Source organism: Dietzia sp. DQ11-44 (assembly GCF_014145205.1).
GTDB classification, from domain to species: Bacteria; Actinomycetota; Actinomycetes; order Mycobacteriales; family Mycobacteriaceae; genus Dietzia; species Dietzia natronolimnaea.
In genome coordinates this window covers 1-4,713 of sequence record NZ_JAALEC010000159.1, presented here as the reverse complement: position 1 = coordinate 4,713, position 4,713 = coordinate 1, and the positions used below count along the sequence as shown (strand labels likewise).

Genomic DNA, 4,713 nt, shown 5'->3' with positions numbered 1-4,713 from the left:
CACCCGACCGTGCTCACCCGACCGTGGCGACCTTCCACGCCGAGTGGATCGCGCCGTGGATGTAGCCCACCTCTCCGGCGTCGCCGATCACCTCCACCTCGACGCCGGCCTCGCGCAGCTGGTCGGCCAGGGGCGCGGAGGCAGTGGTGCCGTCGGCATAGATCACCATGTCGGCCGGAGCCGAGGCGGCGTTGCCCTTGCGGTCGGTCCACTGCACGTCGGACTCGGTGATCCGGGTGACGGTGACCCGGCGGTGGATCGCCACCCCGTGCTCGCGCGCGTGGCGGACGGCGGTCCACCGGCGCGGCATGGCCAGGGGCAGTCCGAGCTGCTGACCGTCGTGCAGCAGGGTCACGCGCCGACCGCGCTCGGCCAAGAACTCGGCCAGTTCCAGTCCGACCAGCGAACCGCCGATCACCACCACGTCCTTGCCCATCGGGAGCGCGATCCTGGTCAGGCAACGAATCCACGCTGGTCGCTTGGTGATGCCCGACAGGCGGCCGAGCCTCCCGATCACCCGCAGCGCCAGCCCGGCCTCGTCGGCGGTGGCCGTGCCCAGCATGGTGGCCCGCAGCGAGTCGCCGGTGTGCACGTGCGGCAGGTCCCCGCCGGGGATCTGCGGCGCGGGCCGCACGGCCCCGGTGGCCACCACCACCCAGTCGGGCTGCAGGGAACGGAGGGAGTCCAGCGTCGCCTCGGTGTTCAGCCGGACGTCGATGCCCAGGCGATCGATCTCGGCGGCGAACCAGCGGATGAGCGGCTCGTTGTCCGGAGTCGTGAGGCTGGAGAACCACATCGTGCCGCCGAGCCGGTCGGACTTGTCCACCACCGTCACGCGGTGACCGCGTTCGGCCAACACGCGGGCGGCCTCCAGCCCGGCCGGACCCGCGCCCACCACCACGACGTGGGTTCGGGCCGGCGCCGGAGTCAGCGGCAGCAGCGTCTCGTTGCCCAACGCCGGATTGACCGCGCAGAAGGGGGTGTCGTCGAAGAAGTTCTCGGCCACGCACAAGTAGCAGTTGATGCACGGTCGCACCAGCTCGGGTGTGCCGGCGGCCAATTTGTTGGGCAGCTCCGGATCGGCGAGCAACTGCCGGCCCATGGCGGCGAAGTCCACCTTGTCGTCGTCGATCGCCTTCTCCGCGACCTCCGGCAGCATGCGGCCCACCGCGATCACCGGCACCGACACGGCCTGCCTGATGGCAGCCGCGTTGTCCAGGTACGCGCCGACGGTGTCCGGCAGGGGGCCGTCGGTGAAGTTGTCGAAGGGGTTGCGGCCCCACCCGGTCACATGGATGGCGTCGGCGCCCGCGCGCTCGAACATGCGTGAGGCCTCGATGGCCTCCTCGAGCGTCAACCCGCCGTCCTGGCCGTACTCCTCACCGGACACCCGCACCAACACCGCGAGCGTGTCCCCCACCCGCTCCTTGACCGCGGCGATGACCTCGCACGCGAGTCGCGCCCGGTTGGTCAGCGACCCGCCGTAGGAATCGGTGCGCTGGTTGTCGCGGCGGTTGAGGAACACCCCGAGGATGTAGCCGTGCGCCACGTGGATCTCGATCGCGTCCGCTCCGGACCGGGCGATGCGGTCGGCGGCATCGGCCCAGGTGGAGACGAGCCAGGCGATGTCCTCGCCGGTCATTTCCCGGTAGACCGTCTTCTTGCCACCGGTGGCGGCGCCCATCCTGCCGAGCTCGTCGGGGGTGCTGTCGGCCAACGCGGAGTAGTCGTAGTCGTAATCGGGCGCGCTGGGGGCGATCACCGGCCGGTCGTTCGCGATGTCCACCCGCGCGACCTTGCCGTGATGCGTGGACTGCACACACAATTTCGACCCCGCGGCGTGGACGGCGTCCGCCAGGGCCGTGAGCCCGGGGAGGAACCTGTCGTCCGAGAGCCCCGGTTCCTTCATTGACGCCGCGCCGTGCGGGAAGGCGACCGCGCACGCGCCGGTGATGATCAGCCCGGCACCGCCGGCGGCGCGGGCGACGTAGTGGTCGATCTCCCGCTGTTCGATCTCACCGTCCTCCGAGACGTTCATGTCCATGGCCGGCAGGACGATGCGGTTGGCCGTGGACATGGGGCCGATACGCCCGGGCGACAGGAGACGAGGGAAGGAGGTGAGGGTGGTCACCCTGAGGAGAATACGCGGGGGTTGACGGGTGTCAAGAACAGGTTCTAGTTGTCGCCGGGCGGGGCGACGCGCTCGTGACGCAGTGCGTCAGGAGCCCATGCCGAACCGGGCGGCGAGATACGGCAGCAGGCCCATGCACTCGGGCGTCAGGGCCAGACAGGACGCCTCACCCGGCCCGGGGCCGAAGAGATAGCGCAGCGGATTCTCGATCGAGCCAGAGGGAAACACGATGTCGCTCCTTACCAGTGCGGGTGCGGTGCCTTACACGCGAAATCGAACCCTACCGGTGACCCGTTACGCTGCGGCGGCCTTCACGCTGGCACGGGACGCGAGCTGTTACGGTGAGCGCACTCCACCGTCGGAAGAGCGCCTTATGATCCGTCGCATCCTCGCCCAGTGCACTGTCAGCGATATCGCCCGCGCCGAGCAGTGGTACTCCCTGTTGTTCGATCGCGCCCCCGACCTGCGGCCCATGCCCGGCCTCATCGAATGGCACCCGGGCGACACCTTCGGACTACAGGTGTGGTCCGAGCCCGAGCGCGCAGGCCACTCGACCGTCGTCCTCGACGAGACCGACCTCGACGCCGCCGCGGCCCGGCTGACCGCGAGCGGCATCGCCCACGATGGCCCGGTCCCGGGTGGCAGCGCACGGATCCTCCTGCTGAGCGATCCGGACGGGAACCGGGTCGTCATCACCGGGCAGTGACCCTTGGGCGCACTGGGAACCTGGTTCCTGGTGGCGGGCTAGGCTGACCGCTCGCTGACCTGCGATGCCCTGGACCGTCCGTGCAGGGCACCCCAGGTCAGCGGCGTCACGCCCGCCGCGCCCCGGCCCACCCCGGCCCGCGCACCAGGTAGCCGACCCGGTCCTTCCAGGTCTCGGATCGGAACACGTCTCGGGCGATCGCGATCCACTCGTGAGAGGCGATCCGCGCCGGGTTGAACGTATCGATGTTGGTGGTCAGCCCGTAGACGACCTTCTGCCCCTCGGGCTCGAAGGTGCCGAACAGGCGGTCCCACAGGATGAGGATGCTGCCGTGATTCCGGTCCAGGTACTCGCGGTTGCTGCCGTGGTGCACGCGGTGGTGGGCGGGCGAGTTGAACACCCGCTCGAACGGCCCGATCGACCGGATCACCTCGGTGTGGACCCAGAACTGGTAGATCAGGTTGATCGCGCGGGCGTCCTGCACGAGCGCCGGCCGCACCCCCAGCAGCGAGAGCAGCCCGTACGGCACGTAGATCGTCAACGCCTCGGCGACCGGCTGGCGCAGGGCGGTGGAGAGGTTGTAGCGCTCGCTGGAGTGGTGCACCACGTGCATGGCCCACAGCCAGCGGCTCTCGTGATCGAAGCGGTGGTTCCAGTAGTAGATGAAGTCCCACCCCAGGATCGCCACCGCGTAGGCGAGCGGCCCCGTGCCCAGATCCAACGGGGAGAGTCGGAAGAGCTTCTTGCCGGCCGTCTCCGCACTCCACAACGTCGAGACCGTCACCACCGCCGAGGCGAGCGACGTCACCGCCGACCCTCCGGTGATGCGTCGCAGCGCGGGCAGCACCTGGGCGGCCCCGGGGACGGGATCCGGGTCGGAGGTGAGGACCTCGTCGTCGTCGTTCCCCATCGCCCGGCCTGACAGGGACGTTTGGCTCGATAGGGGTGCTCGACTCGAAAGGGATGACGACACCCTCGACGGCAACGCGCCCGCCCTGAGCAGACCGGTGGCCCGGGTGCGCCGCACCACGTCTCCCACCGTCGCTGCGGCCGCCGCCGCGAGGGACAGGCCCATCAGCGCCTTGGCGTACCGGCCGGTGCGCGGGGTGACGGGGGCGAGCAGCGTGTCCGCCACGTACGGAGCCACCAGACTGCCCACGCCCATCGACAGGCTGGCCATGGTGTCGGCGAACTCGTAGTCGCCGGCCCGCTCCCCTTCCGCCGGATTGCGGGACTGCCATGCGTATTCGGCCGCCATCGCCGCGATGAAACCGGGGATGGCCAGGACCGTCAGATCAACCTTCACGCTCTGAGGATATGACGTGGGTCACTGTGGCGCGAGGGCGGGAGCCTCGGGTCGGGCCGACGTTCCCTGTTCCCCTTTCAAGATATAGCTGGTGGGGGTCTTGCCGCAAGACCCCGGTGGGGGCGCACACTAGCGCGATGCCACCCCTGCCGACCAGCATTTTCGCTCTCCCCGACCACCTTCGGAGCAAGGCCGATCCGGCCCTGATCGCCGCCGACGAACAGCAGTTCTCGGCGATCGCGGACTGCCTCGCGCAGCGGGTCGCCGACCTGTCGGCCCGCCTGGGCGCCCGTCGCCGCGACCCGGCCGGTACCGGCGCCCAGACCATCGACCGCGATGCGGACATCCGCCGCCTCGTCGCCGAACTCACCACCCTGCGGCCCTTCGGGTTGGACCTGTGCATCGGGCACGTCGCCTTCACCGGGGGCGCCGATCCGGTCTACGTGGGCCGCATCGGGCTGATCGACCCGACCGGCACCCCCCTGCTGGTGGACTGGCGCTCGCCGGCCGCCGAGCCGTTCTTCGCCGCGACGCTCCCCCGGCCGATGGGCGTGGCGTACCGGCGGAGGA

At 70.3% G+C, this 4,713-nt stretch carries 4 protein-coding genes and 1 pseudogene; 2 read left to right on the top strand and 3 right to left on the bottom strand.

All coding sequences use genetic code 11. The annotated features are described in order from the left end of the window. Positions 1-13 precede the first annotated feature (13 nt). Positions 14-2,131, bottom strand: coding sequence for an NAD(P)/FAD-dependent oxidoreductase (locus G6018_RS04970; protein WP_347237799.1), 2,118 nt, complete (start codon positions 2,129-2,131; stop codon positions 14-16). 87 nt (positions 2,132-2,218) lie between these two features. Further along, positions 2,219-2,359 carry a hypothetical protein gene (locus G6018_RS04965; RefSeq protein WP_179525730.1) on the bottom strand — a complete coding sequence of 47 codons (141 nt, stop codon included), beginning with the start codon at positions 2,357-2,359 and terminating at the stop codon, positions 2,219-2,221. Between the two features lie 145 nt (positions 2,360-2,504). Here G6018_RS04965 and G6018_RS04960 point away from each other — a divergent pair, with 145 nt between their 5' ends. After that, entirely contained in the window at positions 2,505-2,837 is a 333-nt protein-coding gene (locus tag G6018_RS04960; RefSeq protein ID WP_182610918.1) for a VOC family protein, read from the top strand. A 106-nt stretch (positions 2,838-2,943) separates the two neighbouring features. Here G6018_RS04960 and G6018_RS04955 read toward each other — a convergent pair whose 3' ends face one another. After that, on the bottom strand, positions 2,944-4,143 hold the full coding sequence (locus G6018_RS04955) for a sterol desaturase family protein (protein WP_182610917.1): 1,200 nt from the start codon (positions 4,141-4,143) through the stop codon (positions 2,944-2,946). A 137-nt stretch (positions 4,144-4,280) separates the two neighbouring features. Between G6018_RS04955 and G6018_RS04950 the strand changes: the two are divergent. Further along, positions 4,281-4,713 (top strand): annotated as a pseudogene (locus G6018_RS04950) (AAA family ATPase); the annotation flags it as partial.

What these genes read in the sequence shown, in the direction of transcription:
- G6018_RS04960 (WP_182610918.1), top strand. Translation starts at nt 2,505, where the DNA reads ATGATCCGTCGCATCCTCGCCCAGTGCACTGTCAGCGATATCGCCCGC.